Annotated in this window: 17 protein-coding genes; 13 read left to right on the top strand and 4 right to left on the bottom strand. The window is 42.9% G+C overall.

Going from position 1 to position 18,401, the window contains the following annotated elements; genetic code table 11:
* Positions 1–1,911, top strand: a 1,911-nt coding sequence (locus tag BMW61_RS08580; RefSeq protein ID WP_175475143.1) for an InlB B-repeat-containing protein, incomplete at its 5' end; no start/stop codon positions are given.
* Between the two features lie 81 nt (positions 1,912–1,992).
* On the opposite strand, the gene BMW61_RS08585 is transcribed toward BMW61_RS08580, so the two are convergent.
* Complete coding sequence (locus BMW61_RS08585) at positions 1,993–3,777, bottom strand: sensor domain-containing diguanylate cyclase (protein WP_091821014.1); 1,785 nt, start codon at positions 3,775–3,777, stop codon at positions 1,993–1,995.
* Positions 3,778–4,019: 242 nt separating this feature from the next.
* Here BMW61_RS08585 and BMW61_RS08590 point away from each other — a divergent pair, with 242 nt between their 5' ends.
* Positions 4,020–5,165 (top strand): PP-loop family protein, encoded by a 1,146-nt coding sequence (locus tag BMW61_RS08590; protein ID WP_022763236.1) that lies wholly within the window; start codon positions 4,020–4,022, stop codon positions 5,163–5,165.
* Between the two features lie 113 nt (positions 5,166–5,278).
* Here the strand turns inward: BMW61_RS08590 and BMW61_RS08595 are convergent, their stop codons facing one another.
* Entirely contained in the window at positions 5,279–7,000 is a 1,722-nt protein-coding gene (locus tag BMW61_RS08595; protein WP_091821016.1) for a leucine-rich repeat protein, read from the bottom strand.
* Positions 7,001–7,126: 126 nt separating this feature from the next.
* On the bottom strand, positions 7,127–7,486 hold the full coding sequence (locus BMW61_RS08600; protein WP_091821018.1) for a heavy-metal-associated domain-containing protein: 360 nt from the start codon (positions 7,484–7,486) through the stop codon (positions 7,127–7,129).
* 118 nt (positions 7,487–7,604) lie between these two features.
* Here BMW61_RS08600 and BMW61_RS08605 point away from each other — a divergent pair, with 118 nt between their 5' ends.
* From BMW61_RS08605 to BMW61_RS08620, 4 genes are all read left to right on the top strand, one after another.
* Positions 7,605–7,832, top strand: coding sequence for a FeoA family protein (locus BMW61_RS08605; RefSeq protein ID WP_026498944.1), 228 nt, complete (start codon positions 7,605–7,607; stop codon positions 7,830–7,832).
* Positions 7,829–8,056: a hypothetical protein gene (locus tag BMW61_RS08610; RefSeq protein WP_091821020.1), complete on the top strand. Its 228-nt coding sequence runs from the start codon at positions 7,829–7,831 to the stop codon at positions 8,054–8,056. The genes BMW61_RS08605 and BMW61_RS08610 overlap by 4 nt, the downstream gene beginning before the upstream one ends.
* Before the next feature lie 147 nt (positions 8,057–8,203).
* Positions 8,204–8,455 (top strand): DUF6110 family protein, encoded by a 252-nt coding sequence (locus BMW61_RS08615; protein ID WP_022763232.1) that lies wholly within the window; start codon positions 8,204–8,206, stop codon positions 8,453–8,455.
* 6 nt (positions 8,456–8,461) lie between these two features.
* Positions 8,462–10,558 carry a heavy metal translocating P-type ATPase gene (locus BMW61_RS08620; RefSeq protein ID WP_091821022.1) on the top strand — a complete coding sequence of 699 codons (2,097 nt, stop codon included), beginning with the start codon at positions 8,462–8,464 and terminating at the stop codon, positions 10,556–10,558.
* Positions 10,559–10,732: 174 nt separating this feature from the next.
* Here the strand turns inward: BMW61_RS08620 and BMW61_RS08625 are convergent, their stop codons facing one another.
* Entirely contained in the window at positions 10,733–11,164 is a 432-nt protein-coding gene (locus tag BMW61_RS08625) for a flavodoxin (RefSeq protein ID WP_022763230.1), read from the bottom strand.
* Between the two features lie 196 nt (positions 11,165–11,360).
* Between BMW61_RS08625 and BMW61_RS08630 the strand changes: the two genes are divergently transcribed.
* The 7 genes from BMW61_RS08630 to BMW61_RS08660 all read left to right on the top strand — a co-directional run bounded on the left by BMW61_RS08630 (position 11,361) and on the right by BMW61_RS08660 (position 18,390).
* Positions 11,361–11,912, top strand: a complete 552-nt coding sequence (locus BMW61_RS08630) for a DUF3793 family protein (protein ID WP_091821024.1) — start codon at positions 11,361–11,363, stop codon at positions 11,910–11,912.
* 483 nt (positions 11,913–12,395) lie between these two features.
* Positions 12,396–12,614 (top strand): FeoA family protein, encoded by a 219-nt coding sequence (locus BMW61_RS08635; RefSeq protein WP_022763227.1) that lies wholly within the window; start codon positions 12,396–12,398, stop codon positions 12,612–12,614.
* A 172-nt stretch (positions 12,615–12,786) separates the two neighbouring features.
* The gene (gene feoB / locus BMW61_RS08640) at positions 12,787–14,778 is read left to right on the top strand and encodes a ferrous iron transporter B (RefSeq protein WP_091821026.1); all 1,992 of its coding nucleotides are present in this window, start codon (positions 12,787–12,789) and stop codon (positions 14,776–14,778) included.
* A gap of 26 nt (positions 14,779–14,804) precedes the next feature.
* Positions 14,805–14,948 (top strand): FeoB-associated Cys-rich membrane protein, encoded by a 144-nt coding sequence (locus BMW61_RS08645; RefSeq protein ID WP_022763225.1) that lies wholly within the window; start codon positions 14,805–14,807, stop codon positions 14,946–14,948.
* 140 nt (positions 14,949–15,088) lie between these two features.
* Positions 15,089–15,325: a Fur family transcriptional regulator gene (locus BMW61_RS08650; protein ID WP_242829212.1), complete on the top strand. Its 237-nt coding sequence runs from the start codon at positions 15,089–15,091 to the stop codon at positions 15,323–15,325.
* Positions 15,326–15,358: 33 nt separating this feature from the next.
* Positions 15,359–16,057 (top strand): ABC transporter ATP-binding protein, encoded by a 699-nt coding sequence (locus BMW61_RS08655; protein ID WP_022763223.1) that lies wholly within the window; start codon positions 15,359–15,361, stop codon positions 16,055–16,057.
* An 11-nt stretch (positions 16,058–16,068) separates the two neighbouring features.
* Entirely contained in the window at positions 16,069–18,390 is a 2,322-nt protein-coding gene (locus BMW61_RS08660; protein ID WP_091821027.1) for an ABC transporter permease, read from the top strand.
* The last annotated feature ends 11 nt before the right edge of the window (positions 18,391–18,401 follow it).

Genomic DNA, 18,401 nt, shown 5'->3' on the forward strand with positions numbered 1-18,401 from the left:
ACACAGGCTGATGGACAGGGAACAACATATGAGCCTGGTAATACATACACACTCACGGATGAGGATGACGTCCTTTATGCGATCTGGGAAGACACGCTTACCTATAAGGCAAACAATGGAACCGGAGATGAAAGTGTAACTTCAGGTGAGATTGGTGAATCACTTATAGTAGAAGAGTGTACCTTTAATGAAACACGTTATACATTTGTTGAATGGAATACTAAGGATGATGGAACCGGTGTAAGTTATAAACCGAATACCAGTACTTATACACTCACAGATAAGGAAGACGTCCTTTATGCAATCTGGGAAGATACGCTTTCCTATGATGCTAATGGCGGTGAGGGTACGATGGAACCCACAACCGGAATTGCGGAAGGTGATGTAACAATTAGCGATAACGAATTCACCAGAGAGGGATACACTTTCAATGGTTGGAATACGGTTGCAAATCCTTCAGACAATGATCCTGGAGCAGCATACAATAACGGAGGTACATACAGATTAACTTCCGGCGATGATATCCTTTATGCTCAGTGGGCTGCAAATTACAACGTATTCTATGATGCTAAAGGAAACGGTGCTGTATCGAATAAGGAAGATACGAATCTTGTACAGCGCACAACAGATAAGATAAAAGGTTCAACAGCTATACCTGACAAGGGATACAGATTTGTTAAATGGATTAAGTATGGTCCGGAGACACCTGAGAATCCTATGGGAACAGAGATAGTTGTTTCCGATAAGGAAGTCCTTGATGCCACGACTATAGCAAATAACCTCAATATTAATCCTGAGACAGAGCTCTATGAGGATACTTATTTCATAGCCGTATTTGAAGAAAGCGATGAAGTATATCATGTTCTTTACATCGGTGAAAAGGGCGGAACTGCATCACCCGGTGACCAGTCAGACAAGCTTCGTTCGTTCGAAAATATAACCGGTTCAACAGCAATTCCTGAAGACGGATATGAGTTCGAGGGTTGGTACAAGAAGGTTAAGAATGAAGATGGCTCTGAAACATTAGTAAAGATTGAAGGCGCAGAGCAGACTCTTAGCAAGGACCTTGCAAGGGATTATCTTAATAAGAATGAAAAGAACATAGACAATGCAGCCGGTTACACATCAGGTGAGCCGAACGCTTACTACACAACTTATGAAGATACAACCTTTGTTGCTAAGTTCAAGGCAGTTATTTATAACATTACCTATGAATACAGACTTGCAGAGGGTGTTGAGAAACCCGCAAACTGGGATGCACTTGTAACAGAGCTTGCAACACATAACAGAACCGCTATGAGCGGTGAAGAGTTTATGTGTCCTGATCTTCCGACAGTAGATGGATACACCTTCGGCCTTTGGAATATGGAAAAAGTTGCCAAGGAAACTCCTTCAACACTTGGAAAGATACTAAACTTCTTTGGTGATGTTGCAGATTTCATTACAGGTAAGACGGATGTTCGCGCTGAAAGCCAGAAGATGATAATGCCTGCATCAGATATCGTGGTTTACAGTATTGTTACCAAGAATCCTGAACAGCTCGATCCTCAGCCTGATCCTAAGCCCGATCCGAAGCCTACACCTGACGATGACGACGATGATGATGACGATGATACACCTAGAAGACGTCGTAATACACCCGGAAATAATGACAACAATAACAACGACAATAACGACAACACAGGTGATCCTCAGGTACTCGGAGATAAGAGAAATCCCGCTGATGATAAGGCAGTTCTCGGAGCAAAGAGAGACCAGGAAGAAGAGAAGAAGGTACTTGGCGCAAGACGTGGAGGAACCGACGACAACACCAATACTTCCAGAATAATCGTTCTTCTTATCGCAGCCGGAGCAGTAGCAACACTCCTTGTAACAGGTAAGAAACGTAAGGAAGAGGAAGAACAACAGTAAAAAATTCCGACAGGAATTTGAATATCTAACCAATGGGAAACCCCCACCGCTAAGCGGTGGGGGTTTCCTACGTTAATGGTTTTACATTTCAACTTTCACTATACAGTTTCTGCCGCCTTCTTTGGCGTCATACAATGCTTTATCAACTCGAAGGAACATATCCTTTGCATTTACACGTTTACTAACTGTAATAACTCCGAGACTTATGGTAAGGTGTCCGACACCGGGAAAATCGTGGTTTTCAACCTTTTTCCTAAGTGTATCTGCTATCGACAGGGCATCTTCACTCCTGGTATCCGGAAGTATGATAAAGAACTCTTCTCCTCCCCATCTTCCCGCATGCCCATCCGGAACTCTGTTCGCGGCATCATCCAAAAGGGCTGCAGTTTCCTTCAATACCAAATCTCCGGTATGGTGGCCGTATTCATCGTTTACACTCTTGAAGTAATCAATGTCTATCATCAGAAGACTGAGAGGTGTTCCGTTTTTGGCTGTTTCATCAAGAAGACCATAGATAATATCCTCGGTCTTTCCCCTGTTGAAAAGACCGGTGAGAGCATCTCTATCTGCCATAAGCCTTAATTTTTCATTTAGTACCTGAAGGTCTTTCTGTGCTTTCTGGAGTTCCTCCATGGTCGTGTAAACAAGACTTGTCAGCCTTCTCATCTGCGCAGCAGGCCCTTTTAGTACGGAATCATCCACCTGTACCGCGGGAAGTTCTTCGTCAGAGGGTTCTCCCTCGCGCATAGCTATGGAAAGCTGCGTCACATTATGCTCAACAATCTCTCCCGATTCTGTATCGCGAATGACCTCGCCCCAGGTATAGAAACCGGTAGTTGAACATAGCTGCCCGAAGGGCTTTAGCTCCAGATCAACATATCTTTCCCAGAACGCCTTTCGGACGATGCAGGAATAAATGAAAATTGCCTGCGGTTTAAAATCGTGAACCTTTTCAAGTCGCTCATTAACCTGCTTAACGATTGATGCGGGATTTCCGTAGGAAAGCTGGATATCCATCCCTTCCATTACAGAGCCGTGCATATTAAGAGAACCGTCCTCTTCTATGTGAATGGCACTTCTTAGCCACTCTTCGCCGTTATATTCTGCAAGAAGAGGGAAAGTATATCCTTCTTTAGCATTACTATCAAGTCGCCTGTCAATCTCAAGGAACTTTTCATAGATCCCGGAAGCAGGTCTGTTATCCAGCTCGATCAACTTGTGTCCGTCTGCCTTCGTAACTGTGAAGGGGACTCCCAGAGGCTCCCAACCGATAACCTTGTCTATATCTATATGAAAATCGCTGCCGGCAAAGGTTGTTACCAGTATGGAATCAAACATAATTCCGCTTGCATCGAACACATAGTGCACCGGAGAATTCATCGTATGACCGCCTGAATAGCCGCCAAAAATCCTTATGGATTTGTCACATTCATCAATTTCATCGAATAATTCTTTGGTATCAAACTCTGTACCGGGAAGTAAGAGCTCTGCGGCTTTAATCTCTGGAATGCTGTCTAGCTGCTCTCTTATTTTTCGGCCGACAGAGGGTTCATTTCCTTTAACATTGTCATAGCGGAATACTTCTGCCGTTGTGCTTTCTAAAAATAGCGCGCCAATAAGGATACCTTTTTTGATAAGGTGTCCGTCCATAATTTCTCCGGCTGACATAGTACCTACGATATCAGCTTCAGGGAACAGCTTCTGAAGTCTCTTCGCAGCATAAGCTGTAAACATTTCCGCCTCCATACCGCTGTAAATATGAAAAAGTACCTGCTTATATTTGCCGGATTCCCAGGTCTTTATTATTTCTTCAACCTGAATATTGAGTTCAGGCATTTCTTTTAATTCAACAAGGATCTGTTTCAAAACATTAGGCCCTCATAAGATATATCTATGTATCATTCCATCGAATAAAATCTTACAAATATAAGTTTATACCAATGATAACTTTCATAATAGTTGTAAATTATGCCCTATTTATTAAAAAAGAATAAACAGGATGTTCATCATTAAACTTACACAATTTGATAATTATGGTACAATTATAAAAAGATATTACAGTTTGGGGAGCTGCTAAGCTCCCCTTCTATATGTAGAGAGAAGCGCCAATGAATTATACAAAGACCTACGAAGAAATGCTGTCGGATGACAGGAAGAAGCTTTTCATAGATATAAGGGAAAGCGAAGAATTTGAGAAAAACTCGCCACCGGAGGCTGTAAATATTCCGAGGGAAGAGTTCAGGGAAAGAATTGATGAGCTCCCGAAGGATGAGCCGATTTATCTTATCTGCTACTCCGGAAAGTACTCGGATGAGCTGTGCGAGGAACTATCACCCAAGGGATATGAGATTTACAGCATAAAGAGCGGAATTTACAGCTATTATAAATACACCATAGAGCACCAGCTCTCAGATGAAGAAGAGCAGGAAAAGCGCTGCAGGGAAATTGAGAGAAGCATCATCAAGAAGTACAGAAGAGACCTCTGGAGCCAGTTTACAAAGGCTATCAACACCTATGAGCTCATTAAGGACGGCGACAAAATTGCGGTCTGCATCTCCGGTGGTAAGGATTCAATGCTGATGGCAAAACTTTTCCAGGAACTTCTAAAGCATGGAAAAAAGAATTTCGATGTGGTGTACCTGGTTATGAATCCCGGTTACAACGACATCAATTACACCACGATCCTTAATAATGCTAAGCTCATGCAGATTCCGATAACCGTTTTTGATTCGGATATTTTCGATATCGTGGCTGATGAGAGCGGATCGCCTTGTTATCTGTGCGCGAGAATGAGAAGGGGAGCACTTTACAGTAAGGCTAAGGAGCTTGGCTGCAACAAGATTGCCCTTGGGCACCACTACGATGATGTTATCGAGACGATTCTCATGGGAATGCTATACGGCGGGCAGTTCCAGACCATGATGCCCAAGCTTCACAGCACGAATTTTGAGGGCATGGAACTCATCAGGCCCCTCTATCTGATTCGCGAGGAGAGCATTAAAAAATGGAGAGAATACAATAATCTGACCTTCATCAACTGCGCCTGCCGCCTCACAGAGAGCTGTGCAAGCTGCGGCGGTACCGAGAAGGGAAGTAAGCGTGCTGAGATAAAGGAGCTTATCGCAGAGCTTCGTGAGAGAAGCCCCTTCATAGAGGCTAATATTTTTAAGAGCGTTGAGAATGTCCACCTTAATGCGATAGTTGCCTACAAAACAGCAGATGGCGAAAAACATCATTTCCTTGACAGATATTGAGAAATCATTTATGAAAAAATGAAATAATAGGATAAAGAAAAGGGCTGCACTCCATGATTTAGGAGTGCAGCTCTTATTATATGCTGTGTATTCGGCGGATACGCCTCTATGTATTAGTACTTTCTGAACTTATAAACAGCCTTGGAACCGCCTGCCTTTTTAACCTTCTTAACAAGCTTGTTATATTTTGAGTAGCTTGTAGCTTTGAGAAGGAAGAAGGTGTTGGCATCAGCTGACTTGAATGCATCTTTTCCTAAGGTGTTAAGAACATAGCCCTGAGTTTCAACTCTGATGAGCTTGGTCTTTCCGGAGAAGGCATTAGCGCCGATTTCCTTAACGTTTGCACCGATCATTACTGTTTCGAGCTTTGAGCATTTCTTGAAGGCATTTGCTTCAATCTTTGAAACTTTATAGCTCTTTCCGTCAACTGCAACAGTTGAAGGGATGTTTACATTCTTTATTGTTTTCTTGGTGCACTTTACAAGTGAAACATTATCATCATCTATAACCTTGTAAATAAAGCTTCCGGTTGTGTTATCCTGATCAACAAGATTAACGTTGAAGGAGATGGCTGTACCTTCGTTTGTGCCGTCATCATAGATCATTACAACACTGAGAACTCTGCTTGCACCCGGGCCATTCTTTGTAAGTGTGATCTTAGGTGTCTTTGGTGTCCATTGAGTCCATGTAAATGCGCTCTCTGCAGGGTTGGTAGTGATGGTCAGACTCTTAAGAATCATGCTGCAGTTGAGCATCGATGAATTGTCAATGAAAACAGGAACAAGTGTAACTGTTTGCTCTGTGCTAAGAAGAGTAGTACGTGTTACGGAATTATCCGGGTTCAGAACTCCGAGTGTAAAGTTCTTGGAATCCTTGAACATTTCCTCACTGTATTTCTGGAGCTTGCTCTTTGTTGTTGAATTGGATCCTTTTGACTCACGGAACTTTGTGCAATAGTCCACACGTGTCAGACCATAGCTCTTCATCTTCTTCTGAGAAGTGTTGAAGCAGGTATAATCAACAGTTCCTTTTGTGGATTTATCGCAGGCTACAAGATCAGTCTCATACCACTTGGTTCCAATTTTTACCTGATTCCAGCATCTGTAGCTGTTGAACAGAATGTCGTTGTTGATCTCAAGCTCATCAAGAAGTGCAGCAAATGCAAGGGAATAACCCTGTGTTGATGCGCGATGCTGAACTAATGCACCATATGCTGTATTCTTCAGATCCTTGTTGTCGATTGCAATCTTTGCATAAGTGGTATTGTTGATAACCATGTCGAAGCACTGGAGTTCCATGACAAAGTTGGTGTCCTCGTCAATGTTCTTCATGATTTTCTTGATTGCTTTTTTGAGTGCCTTTGTCTCGCCGGTGTAATCGTTATCACCGGTTTTCTGAAGGTATGCGTAGCAGGAATACTTGTTGTCCTTGCCCTTGATGGTTAGGAATTTGATCTGTGCCATGGCGCCAGCAATCTCAAGCGGATTGGAATAGATATAAGCGCGGCGGGCATACTTCAAATCATCTGCTGAGTACTTAACTCTCTCCTCAGCGCCGGTATACATTGTATAGAATCCGGCTGAATCAAATTCGGATTTGTTCTTAGCGGTAATCTCGACATCTTTCTCTTTGATCCTGGTATCCAGATACTGATAAGCGTCGTAGATCTTTCTCTCGTTTTCGCTGAGTGAATTGACTATAGACTCTGTTGCTGCCTGTGCTGTGATAGGCTTGGCAATGGCAAATGTCCCCGGAATGATTGTAAGAGCGATGGCTGCCGCAATTATGACAGACTGCACCCTCTTACGAATAGAATTGTCTTTTTTCATTATCATGTTATAACCTCCCGTCAATAAAAAACTTTCTTCGGGATAATTATAACTTATTTTTCGATAAAATAGTTGTATTTGGACGACGAATTTTTGCTTTTTTTCGTTAATTTTTGTTGTGCTATGATGAGACTACATAGTAGAAACAACATGAAAATCAAGGTTCTCAATAGCTTTAATGAATATGTCGTTATCAATATCCCTGTCATATTCAATGTCGACAAGCCCCTTTTTCAGGTTCACCTTGCAGGAGGCTCCTTCGATACTGTTTATCACGCGCTTTACTCTGTTTCTGCAATTTTCGCAGTGCATACCTTCAACCTTAAGAGTGGTTTTGCCGATGACGGGATTATCGAGTTTTTTATCGGGCTCTTTAACCACTGAGTTTCCACCTCCGCAGCAGCCACCTTCGCCCCTGAAGTGTTTTATTGATCCTCTAAGCGAGAATGCTATGATTGCTACAATGATTATAGCTGCAAAAATATTAGACATCTGTATTTCTTCCTTTAACTGATAAATATTCTCGAATAGTAATATTGAACTGTTGGTTAGTCTATTCTAACATAAATAGTTAGTTAAAGCTAACTTTATTTTTATGAAGGAGGAAAGTATGAGTCTGAGTGAGCTTTCTATGAATAAGCAGGCAGTGGTTGAGAAACTGTCGGGGGATGCGAGGTTTGTGAGCAGGATTACATCTATAGGTCTTACTCCGGGATGCACCGTCAAGGTCATCAGGAATGATAAAAACAGGCCAATGCTGATTTACTCAAGAGATACAATGATTGCGCTTAACAGAAATGAATGTATGGGCATTGAGGTAAGGGAGGTGGCAGTATGAGTACAGCTACTATAGCACTGCTCGGGCAGCCTAATTCCGGAAAATCGACGCTTTTTAATGTGAAAAGACAGATAGAATATCTGGAGCATATGGGGATAATCCGCAGAGTGGATATGTCCTGCTGCAGCGGAGGCTGCGGCGGAGATTGCAACAAATGTGCTCCAAAGGATGGCTTTAAAAACATGGGAGAGATGTACGAGATTGTCCTGAAAAAGCAGGCCTGATTGAGAAAAATTATCATGTACAAAGCTATCAGCGGCTATGTGATTATGATATGCTTAAAAAGCAAACAAATGCGGGAGGAATCTTGCATTTGTTTGTTTTCATATACGGACAATTAGATTTTGCTAACAAAGAAGGAGATTGGAAAAATGATTAAGAATTGGAAGCATTGTGCATGGTTTTTAGGCGGAGTTCTTTTCGGAACAGCAGGTATTAAAGTTTTATCCAGTAAGGATGCAAAGAAGTGCTACACACATACAACAGCAGCAGTACTTCGCGCTAAAGAGTGCGTGATGGATACCGCGAACAAGGTTCAGGAGAACTGCGGAGATGTCCTTGCGGAAGCTAAAGAAATCAATGAAGAGCGCAAGGCTAAGGAAGACGTCGTAGTCGGAGAGTAATAACACATGAAAATAGTCATAAAACATGAGATAAACGGCCGAATCCGCTTTTCCATGCCCAAGAGACGGTTTTCATTCGAAGAGGCAGATAGATTACAGTACTATCTGCTTTCTCTTAACGGGGTGGAAAAGGCGACCGTCTATGAGAGAAGCGCGGATGCAGTAGTTGTCTATAAGGGAGACAGGGAAGAACTCCTTAAGAGCATACTGAAATTCGATGCCGATTCGGAGGATGTGAAGGCTCTTGTTCCGGAAAATACCGGGCGTGAACTCATGGCATCCTATAAAGAAAAGCTCATAACCAATGTGGTTATTCACTATGGCTGCAGAGTATTTCTGCCATCACCTCTTCGAAGGATAAAAGCGTGGATCCTTGCTTTGAAGTTTATCAAAAAAGGACTGGTGAGCCTGTTTAAGAAAAAGAGGCTCGAGGTTTCAGTCCTTGATGCAACTGCCATAACGGTTTCACTTTTAACAGGTGATTATGAGACCGCATCCTCTGTCATGTTCCTGCTGGGAGTAGGAGATTTGCTTGAGGAGTGGACTCATAAGAAATCTGTAGACGACCTCGCGAGAAGCATGGCGCTTAAGTCGGACAGAGTATGGCTTAAAAAGGACGGAGTAGAGGTTCAGGTTCCGATAAATCAGGTGGCTCCGGGTGATGAGATTTCCGTTAGAGTCGGAAGCGTAATCCCGCTTGATGGAACCGTGGTTGCCGGAGAGGCAATGGTCAACCAGGCGACACTTACCGGAGAGGGTATTCCTGTTGAAAAGAAGGAAGGTGCCTATGTCTATGCCGGCACGGTTATCGAAGAGGGCGATATAGTCCTGAAAGTAGAAAAGGCATCCGGTGCAACCAGATATGAGAAAATCATCAAGATGATCGAGGAGTCTGAGCAGCTTAAGTCAGGCGTAGAGTCAAGGGCTGAGCATCTTGCGGACAGGCTTGTTCCATATACTCTCGGAGGAACTGTTCTAGCATACCTCCTGACTAGAAATGTAACGAAGGCGCTGTCGGTTCTAATGGTTGATTTTTCCTGTGCACTAAAGCTCTCGATGCCGGTAACCGTGTTATCAGCTATGCGTGAGTGTCAGGATAACCACCTCACCGTAAAAGGAGGAAAATTCCTTGAGGCTATCGCTGATGCGGATACCATCGTTTTTGATAAGACTGGAACGCTTACTATGGCTACTCCGAAGGTTGTGGATGTAGTCACATTCTCAGGGAGTGACAAGGACGAGATGCTTCGGATAGCGGCATGTCTCGAGGAGCATTATCCTCATTCCATTGCGAATGCCGTGGTTGCAAAGGCTGCAGAAAAAGGGCTTGAGCACAATGAGATGCACAGCAAAGTGGAATATGTCGTTGCTCATGGAATAGCATCAACCATTGAGGATAAGAAGGTCGTAATCGGAAGCTGGCACTTTGTCATGGAAGATGAAGCGTGCACTATTCCTGAAGGAGAGCAGGATAAGCTTGATAATATTTCAAAGCGTTATTCAAGGCTGTTTTTGGCTATAGGCGGACAGCTCGCGGCAGTAATCTGCCTGGAGGATCCGCTTAGGCCTGAAGCTCCGGATGTTATTAAAAAACTGCATGAGGCAGGCTTTAAGAACATCGTCATGATGACCGGTGACTCTAAACATATCGCTAAAAGAGTAGCTAAGAAGGTAGGAGTTGACTCATATTATGCTGAGGTTCTGCCTGAGGAGAAGGCAGGATTTGTTCAGCAGGAAAAGGCGAAGGGTCATACGGTTGTCATGATCGGAGACGGAATCAACGATTCACCGGCTCTATCGGAAGCGGATTGCGGCATTGCAATAAGTGAAGGCGCACAGCTTGCAAGACAAATTGCGGATGTGATGATATCCGAGGATGATCTGTACAAACTTATTACCTTGAAGGAACTCAGCGGACTCCTAATGAAGAGAATTCATTTCAACTATCGCTTTGTTGTGGGATTCAACCTGGGGCTTATAGCGCTGGGACTTCTTGGAACCATAACACCTGCCACGAGCGCTACGCTGCATAACGGCTCAACCATAGCGCTGGGGCTTCACAGTATGACGAACCTGAGAAGAGAAGATAATGAGAGGGGGTAACATGAATTACCATAAGTTTTTCGCTTGGGCTACAGTAATTTGTTTTTTGCTGACAATGTATACAGGGTATAAAAAACAATAAGTTAAAAAAGAAATGAGACCGGAGGATCACAATGATCATCGTTTTCGGTCTCATTTCTTTTTGAAGAAACATGTATGAAGGATTAGTGCGCTTTACGCCTGTGCAAGCATTCTTCCAAGGTCTTCACACTGTGAGATTGCATCATCGTCCGGTGCGTTGTTGGCGATTACACCTTCGCCGCCGATAATTGAAGCTCCGGCAGCTACAAGTCTGTCCTGCCAGTCTCTCATCCACTGACCGTCACCCCATCCGTAGGAACCAAAGAGTGCAACCTTCTTGCCACTGCACTTGGTCTCATAGTCTGCCATGAAGGGCTCAACGATACTCTCTTCAAGAACTTCGGCGCCCATGGCGGGACATCCGAAAGCTATAACTGATTCACTTGCTGCATCAGCAGGACTGATAGAACTGAAGGAAGCTACTTCTGCTTCGCCGCCTGCGCCTGTTATTCCGTTTGCAACAGCATCTGCCATTGCCTGAGTGTTCCCGCTCCCACTCCAAAATATTACTTTAACTTTACTCATACTTTTTCCATCCTTTCATCTAACAAATAAATTTCCTTGCAAAATAAGTTAGCAAATGCTAACATAATAATCAAGAGAGGTAATTGATAACATTTATCACGATGTAAACAAGTGGCAAAAAATCCCGATGATAGGCGGGTTTTTATTTGAGAAGAATGTTAGCAATACCTAACACTTACGGCGGAGGGACATACCAATGGGGGATCAATTATTGATCAGGTTATGCTCGCCTACCTTGGCGGGACTTAAGACAGGAAATCTTTTTACGGTGGACATTGATGACAGGGAGAAGTTCAATAAGGAGGTCAGGGAGTTTAACAGCAGATTCTTATCAAAAGGAATCCGCATGATACCCGTAAAATATTCAAAGGGTCACGTACTCATATATTTATACAGACCTTCATATCTTAAAAGAGATTTTAGAAGCGATGAGGTATGCAGAATATTAAAAGAAAAAGGTTATTCATACAGTAACGCAGACCTGTGTGTGGCGCAGCTTGCAAGGCATCTTGCAAAGGACGGCACGTTCCCTCATGAGATAGGGCTGTTTCTCGGTTACCCGGTTGAAGATGTTGTTGGTTTTATGAGAAGCCCGGAGGAGGGCGTGAAGTATACAGGTTTCTGGAAGGTTTATGGCGATATGGACTCGGCGCTTAAAACTTTTGACAGATACAAAAAGTGCACGGAAATATACAGCAGAGCTCATAAGCACGGCATATCACTGGATAAACTGACAGTAGCAAGTTAATTGAGGAGGTGGGCATATGCTTACATGGGATCATATTTTGAAGAAAAGAATAATGCTTTCTCTTGTCTGGATTGTCGGAGTGATCGTTTTTACAGGAATGGCGATAGCGTTGTTTTGATATGATTTTTTACGCAAATTCGAGACCCATGAGAACCAGGCTCATAAGGATATAAGTGATGAACTTAAGGATGAGTGCCACGAGATATATCATATTAGAAAAAATTCAGAAACAGGGTTGACAGTAAAGTTAGCAAATGCTAACATACATTTTGTTAGTAATAACTAACGTATGACGCACATAGTCATAAGAAATCTCCTACCTGAAAAGCCGCATCTTGCCAATGCGGCTTTCATTTATATTAAAAAACTTTTAAATTATAAGATTTCTTATTGACAATTATTCTTAATAAGAATATCCTATGTATGAAGTTAGCGACGGCTAATTAATTGTTATGCTTTGCTAACTGGTTTAAGGAGGATTATATGACACTTAACGAAGTAGAACCCGGTAAAGAATATGTAATAGATGAGATAGATACCAGCGGAGATGAGGAGATGGAAAGCTTTCTCTTTTCGCTTGGTTGCTACAGCGGTGAGAACATTACTGTTGTTGATAAGAAAAGAAATCTGGTGGTCGCTATAAAGGATGCAAGATATAATATTGATCCGGAGTTAGCGAACGCTATCAAAATTCGAGCTTAATGCTAAGCAAAACGCCCAAATAATATTAGTTGCTAATTAAAAATGGAATAAAACATTAACAACTGATAAAATCGAACGGGTGTTAGCATCTGCTATCAAAACACGTTATAACTTCTCAGAGTTATTACTCTGGATAATTATAAATTTTTAAAGTTTTTTAGGAGGAAAAGTAATGAGAATCGCAATGGCAGGTAATCCCAACAGCGGTAAGACGACCATGTACAACGCTCTCACGGGACGCAGCGAGAAGATTGGTAACTGGGCAGGTGTTACCGTTGACAAGAAAGAGAGTGTCATCAAAAAGAGTTTCTATGATGGCGGAAAGGAGCTGATCGCGGTAGATCTTCCAGGTGCATATTCCATGTCACCGTTTACATCAGAGGAGAGTATCACCAGCGGTTATGTAAAAAACGAGCATCCCGACGCTATCATCAATATTGTTGATGCGACAAATCTTAGCAGAAGTCTTTTCTTTACGACGCAGCTTCTGGAATTGGGGGTTCCTGTAGTTGTTGCGCTTAATAAGACAGATGCGAACGATAAGAAGGGCAACACTATTGATGAAAAGCTGTTATCCGAAAAGCTTGGCTGTCCAGTAATTAAGACAGTGGCAACCTCTGAGACAGGTCTTAAGGAAGTTGTAAAGGCTGCAGCAGAGCTTCAGGGTAAGGGACAGAAGGAGCCTTACGTTCAGGGTGACATCGATCTTACCGATAAGGCTGCGGTGGAGACTGCCGACAGAAAGCGTTTCGAATTTGTAAACAGCATTGTTAAAGAAGTTGAGAATCGTAAGGTTCTTACAAAGGATAAGAACTTCGGCGATACAATTGACAGCGTTGTTACACATCCTGTTCTCGGTATTGTAATCTTTGCCGCAGTAATGTGGCTTGTATTCTATATTTCACAGACAACCGTAGGAACCTGGCTTTCAGAGCTTCTTGCAGGTTACATTGAGTCTTTCCAGGGCTTTGTTGGAGATAAGATGGCTGATGCCAATCCGCTTCTCTATGCGATCCTTGTTGATGGTATCATCGGCGGTGTCGGTGCCGTTGTTGGATTCCTTCCTCTTGTTATGGTTATGTACTTCCTCATCGCACTTCTTGAGGACTGTGGTTACATGGCCAGAGCGACAGTAGTTCTTGATCCTATTTTCAAGAGAGTAGGTCTTTCAGGAAAATCCGTTATTCCAATGATTATCGGTACAGGCTGCGGAATCCCCGCTATCATGGCTTGCCGTACAATCAGAAACGAGCGAGAAAGACGTTCAACAGCTATGCTTGCAACCTTCATGCCCTGCGGAGCAAAGCTTCCTGTTATTGCACTTTTTGCAGGCGCATTCTTCCCTGAGTCAAGATGGGTTGGTTTTGTAAGTTACTTTGTTGGAATCCTTCTTATCCTTCTCGGAGCATTGCTCATCAAGGCTATCACAGGTATGAAGTACAGAAAGAGCTTCTTCATCATCGAGCTTCCCGAGTACAAGGTACCCAGCCTTATGTTTGCAATTAAGTCAATGCTTGAGAGAGGTAAGGCTTATATCGTAAAAGCAGGAACAGTAATTCTTGTATGTAACACAGTAGTTCAGATCATGAGCACCTTCAACTTCAGCTTCCAGCCTGTAGAAGAGGGTATGGAGAGCACATCAATCCTTGCAGGTATCGCAGGACCTTTTGCTTACCTCCTTGTTCCGGTTGTTGGTATTGCCAGCTGGCAGCTCGCAGCAGCAGCCATCACAGGCTTCATTGCAAAGGAGAACGTTGTAGGTACAATCGCTACAGTTTATGCTATTTCAAATCTTATCGATACAGAGGAGCTTGAGCTTATCGGAGAAGGTAACGCAGTTGCGGCAGTTATGGGTATTACCAAGGTTGCAGCTCTTGCATATCTGATGTTCAACCTTTACACACCTCCGTGCTTCGCAGCTCTCGGAGCTATGAACTCAGAGATGAAGTCAGCCAAGTGGCTCTGGGGCGCAATCGGACTTCAGCTTGCTACAGGCTTCACCGTTGGTTTCCTTGTATACCAGGTAGGTACACTTATTACCACAGGTTCCTTCGGAACCGGCTTTGTATTCGGACTTATTGCAATTGCAGTATTTGCAAGCATTGTAGTATATTTGATTAAGAGAAACCAGAGAGAAATGGTACTTGAGTACAAGCTTGATTAAAAGGATTTATTGATTTAGGAGTAATTATGAGTAATTTTATTGCAGGTGCAGTTATTGTACTGCTTGTGGGATTGGCCTCAGGGTATATCTATAAAGAAAAGAAAAAAGGAACTCATTGTATAGGTTGTCCCATGGCAGGAAACTGTCATAAGACAAAGACCTGCAAATGATTAAGAAAAAGACAAGACCCGCCTCGTGCGGGCCTTGTTTTAAACAGAGAGTTAGCAAAAGCTAACTTGCAAGAGGGGGCAACTTTTTATCAGTTATTTACTTATTTGTGTTGACGAAAAATAATCAAATTGGGGATATAATGATGAGTAATGAACAGATAATTACAGCGCTTAGAGATAAGGGAATGCGAATTACAAAGCAGAGAAAAATCGTGGCAAATGTCATTGCTGAAAATGATGGAGCATCATGTAAGGATATATGCTGTATTGTGCGAGCAAAGGACAAATCCATCGGGACTGCCACGGTATATCGCATGATCAAAGCGCTTGAGGATATAGGTATCGTTGAAAGAATCGATATGATCAAGCTTCACTGAGCGCATAGGATTTATGGTATGAAGGGGAAAGTTATGCAGCTGGAATTACAGAATATTAAAAAGTCATACGGCGAAAACGGAAGCCGTGTGGAGGTTCTAAAGGACATAAGTCTGAGTGTGGAAAAGGGCGAATTTGTGGTGCTTCTGGGCCCGTCAGGATCGGGCAAATCCACTTTGCTAAATATAATAGGCGGAATAGACAACGCCGATTCCGGGAAGATAATCATCCGGGATAAGAGTATGTCGGATATGGATGAAAAGACGCTGACGGCATACAGAAGAGATCATCTTGGGTACATTTTTCAGATGTACAATCTTATACCGAATCTGACGGTAAGAGAAAATATCGAAGTAGGAGCATATCTCTCCAAAAATCCATTGAACATAGATGAAATAATAAGTGTTTTGGGACTTACCGAACACCAGAATAAGGTTCCTAGTCAGCTCTCCGGAGGCCAGCAACAGCGCTGTGCAATAGGAAGAGCCATAATTAAAAATCCCGACATTTTGCTGTGTGATGAACCGACAGGTGCTCTGGATTACAACACTTCAAAAGAAATTCTGGCATTAATTGAAGAGGTTAATCAGAAATATGGTAATACGGTCATTATGGTCACTCATAACGACGCCATAAAGAATATGGCCGATTTTGTAGTGAAACTGCGAGACGGTGTTATCCGTAAGAGCTACAGAAACGAAGAGAAGCTTTCAGCGGCGGAGCTTGACTGGTAAAGGAGCATGGTATGAAAAATCCGTTAAATAAAAGGCTCCTTCGCGAGCTAAAAGGGGATATCGGAAAATACATAGTTATTTTCATATTGATGGTTCTGTCCATAGGCTTCGTTTCGGGATTCCTGGTTGCCGGGGAGAGCATGATCAAGGCATATAATGAGAGCTTTGAAAAGTACGCCGTCGAGGATGGTAATTTCAGGACGGAAGATCCTCTCACCGCTTCGCAGAAGGCGCGGATAGAGAAAAAGGGAGTTACGATATATGAAAACTTCTATGTGGAAAAGGAGTTTGATAATAACACAAAGCTTAGAATCTATCCAAACAGAGAAGAGATAGACAGAGCCTGTTTGATGAAGGGGAGCTTCCCCGAGGCTGATCTGGAGATCGCAATTGACAGGATGTATGCGGACAATAACAGCTTAAGTGTCGGGGATACGCTGGTTTCGGGCGGGAAAACCTACAACATAGTAGGACTCGTAGCATTGTCGGATTATACAGCGCTTTTTTACAGTAATAACGACATGATGTTCGACTCCTCTGCCTTCGGAGTTGCCGTTGTATCGGGAAAACAGTTTGCGGAGTATCCTGACAGTGAGGTTCAGTATAACTACGCCTGGCTTTATGATAAGAAACCTGCCGGTGAAGAAGAGGAAAAAGAGGTTTCCGATGAGCTTATGGAGGCCATCTCAAATAAGGCGGACCTTGAGAGTTTTACCCCTCAGTATCTGAATCAGTCCATCAAATTCGCAGGAGATGATCTGGGAAAAGATAAGGCAATGATGACGGTTCTTTTATACATAATCATCATTATTGTTGCCTTTGTTTTCGGAGTTACCATAAATAATACGATTCATAAGGAAGCCACGGTTATAGGAACTCTTAGGGCTTCCGGATATACCATAAATGAGCTGATAAGGCATTATATGGCGATGCCGCTTCTGGTCACCGTCATCGCGGCTATTATAGGAAATATTCTGGGATATACCTGTTTCAAAGAGGAATGCGTTGCAATGTACTACGGCAGCTATTCACTACCGACCTATGTGACGGTGTGGAGCGCCGAAGCATTTCTTAAGACGACAATAATCCCGCTGATAATCATGATGGTAATCACTTATGTTGTACTACGAAGAAAGCTTTCTATAAGTCCGCTAAAGCTGATAAGGCGCGATCTGTCGGCAAAGAAGCAGAAAGCTGCGGTGCCTTTAAATAAGAACATCAGCTTTTTCAACAGGTTCAGAATAAGAATACTCATACAGAATAAAAGCAGCTACATTATTCTGTTTTTGGGACTTTTGTTTGCAAACATGCTGCTCTTTTTTGGAATGATGCTTCCACCGATACTTGTTCATTATCAGGGAATTGTGACGGATACTATGCTGGCAAAGCACATTTATCTTTTGCAGATTCCGGCAGGTGCTATAGATTCAGATAATGAACTCTCGGCAGCTTTTTCCTATGTGGTTTTGAAGAGTAAGATAAATACCAATAACAGAGACGCGGAGAAGTTCTCAGCGAGCAGTTTGAAAACAACCGGAGATGGCGGAACGAGAGTCGAGGATGTGACCATCTACGGCGTCAAGGAAAACAGCAGGTATATAAACGCCGATTTTGATGAAAAAACGGTGCTGATTTCATCGGCGTATGCAGATAAGTATGACCTTAAAAAGGGAGCCGTCATAACATTGAAGGAACCTTACGAGGATAAGTATTATGGTTTCAAGGTCACGGGAATCTATGACTACGACGGCGGAATTACTGTGTTTATGAGTCAGAAGCATCTGAACAGTGTACTGGGCTATGACGAGGAATTTTTCTCGGGATACTTTTCGGACACGGAGATTACTGACATAGACAAAAAATATATCGGCACAACTGTAGATGAGGAGTCGCTTACAAGAGTTTCAAGGCAGCTTATGATTTCTATGGGAAATCTTATGTATATGGTGGACGGCTTTTCAGTGATAATGTTCATTGTGCTGATGTATCTGCTGTCGAAGCTTATTATCGAGAGAAATGTTCAGTCAATATCGATGACAAAGATTCTGGGATATTCCAGAAAAGAGATTGCAGCGCTTTATATTATTCCGACTGCACTGGTGGTGATTTTTTCACTGCTGATCTCGTATCCGATACTGTCCTATGTGATGGTGGAGATATTCAGGGTGATGCTGAAGCAGATGATGAGCGGCTGGATGATTATATGGCTTGATCCGTCAGTTTACGTTAAAATGTTTCTTATGGGAGTGCTGACCTATGTGGTGGTGGCCGTGATTGAATATCGCAAGATCGGGCGTATTCCCATGAGTGAAGCACTTAAGAACGTGGAGTGATAAGGAGTTAA

Source organism: Butyrivibrio sp. ob235 (assembly GCF_900109475.1).
Taxonomy (GTDB): domain Bacteria; phylum Bacillota; class Clostridia; order Lachnospirales; family Lachnospiraceae; genus Butyrivibrio.